Source organism: Amycolatopsis sp. SID8362 (assembly GCF_010550475.1).
In the GTDB taxonomy this organism is placed as follows: Bacteria; Actinomycetota; Actinomycetes; order Mycobacteriales; family Pseudonocardiaceae; genus Amycolatopsis; species Amycolatopsis eburnea.
Genome location: NZ_JAAGNB010000277.1, coordinates 1 through 1,632, shown reverse-complemented (window position 1 = coordinate 1,632; position 1,632 = coordinate 1). Strand labels below are relative to the sequence as shown.

The following is a 1,632-nucleotide window of genomic DNA, read 5'->3' as shown; positions in this document are numbered from 1 at the left end:
CGCCGCCGCGCGCTGCTCGGCGTCGGCGTGCGCGCCGACCTGACCGACCCCGCCGACACGGCCCGCGATCTGGTGCTGCGAAGCACGTCCGGCGGCGTCGACCTCGACCTCGTGGACGGCGTGGACGCGCTCTGCCAGGACCTCGCGGTCGGGCTGACCACGCTGCGCGGCAGCGACCCGTTCAACCTGCGGTTCGGGTTTCTCGGCCTGACGCCGATGGTGGAGCAGACGTCGCCGGTGCTGGCGCGGGAAGGCCTGCGCAGCGCGGTGGTCGAGCTGGTCGCGGCCGACCCGCGGGTGCGCCGCGTGGTCGACCTGTCCGCGACGTCGCCCACCGGCGACGTCGCTTCCCGCCGGCTCGACGTGGTCGTCTCGTTCGAGGCGGTCAGCGGCGACCCGGCGACCTTGAACACCGGCGGCCTCGCCTCCGGCACGCCGTTCGGGGAGGTGGCCCCGTGAGCGACGAGACCAGCATCGACCTGACCGACGTCCTCGCCGTCGACGCCACCGTCACCCGCTCCAGCGGCAGCGCCGGGTTCGGCGTGACCCCGGCGGGGTTCCTGCCCAAGCCGTTCACCCGGCTGCTGGCCGAGAAGATCGCGCTCGCGCAGCAGCTGATCGACCCGGCCATCGACCTCTCCAGCGGCAGCGTCGTGCGCAAGCTCCTCGAGGTCACCGCCCTGGAGGACGCGCGGACCTGGGCCGCGCTGGCGGCGGAGTACGACGACAGCTTCGTCGTGACGGCCCGCGGCCGCGCGCTGTCCGACCTCGGCGAGGAGCTCGGGATCACCCGGCCGTTCCTCAGCGCGACCGGCTCGGTGGCGCTGACGCTGGCGAAGGCGCTGCCCTCGGGCGTGCCGAAACTGGTGCTGCCCCGGGGTTCCCGGCTTTCGACGCCGGGCGGGCACCGCGTCGCGCTGGCCGCCGCGGTCCAGTTCACCACCGGGGTGAGCACCGCCGTCGTGCCGGTGACGAGCTTCGACCCGGGGCCGGTGGGCAACCTCGACCCCGCCGTGACCGACGCCGCCGGCGGTCACCCGCAGCGGATCGACCGGTGGGAGATCGCCGACGAGAAGCTCGCCGCGATGATCGCGGCCGACGTGGCGGCCGGGTTCCTCGCCACGGCGTCGTCGATCGGCCAGGGACTGGTGCGCGTCCAGCACACGCAGGCGCTGACCGGCGGCAACGCGCAGTTCGACGACGACCGCTACCGGGCGCTGCTGCTCGCCGCGCCGCGGTCGCTGTGGACGGCGGACGCGATCGCGGCCACGGTGGCGCTGGTCCCCGGCGTGCGACAGGTCGTCGTGCGCGACGGCTGGGGCGGGCTCGACCTGTCGCAGTCGATCTTCGGCCAGTTCGCCTTCTTCGAACGGCTGTTCGCGGCCGACCGCGACCTGTCGTCGCCGTTCTTCGTCACCGTCCTCGTCGCGCCCACCGAAGCCGCGGTCTGGGACGGCGCGGCCGGGCTGCGCGCGGCCGTGCAGCAGGCGATCCGGGACGTCCGCCCGGTCGGGATCTTCCCCGACGTGGTGCGGGCCGAGCAGGTGTTCTTCACCGTCCAGGCCGACGTCGTGACTTCGGGCCTGCCGCTGCCGTCCGGGTCCGTCGCGAGCCGCAACCTCAGCCCCGCCG

General features: G+C 74.8%; 2 protein-coding genes. Both read left to right on the top strand.

The genetic code is table 11. From position 1 onward, the window contains the following. Positions 1 to 459 (top strand): hypothetical protein (locus tag G3I65_RS09080; RefSeq protein WP_160695694.1); only part of this gene is annotated, 459 nt, incomplete at its 5' end. Continuing rightward, positions 456 to 1,632 (top strand): hypothetical protein (locus tag G3I65_RS09075; RefSeq protein ID WP_160695693.1); only part of this gene is annotated, 1,177 nt, incomplete at its 3' end. The genes G3I65_RS09080 and G3I65_RS09075, both read left to right, overlap by 4 nt.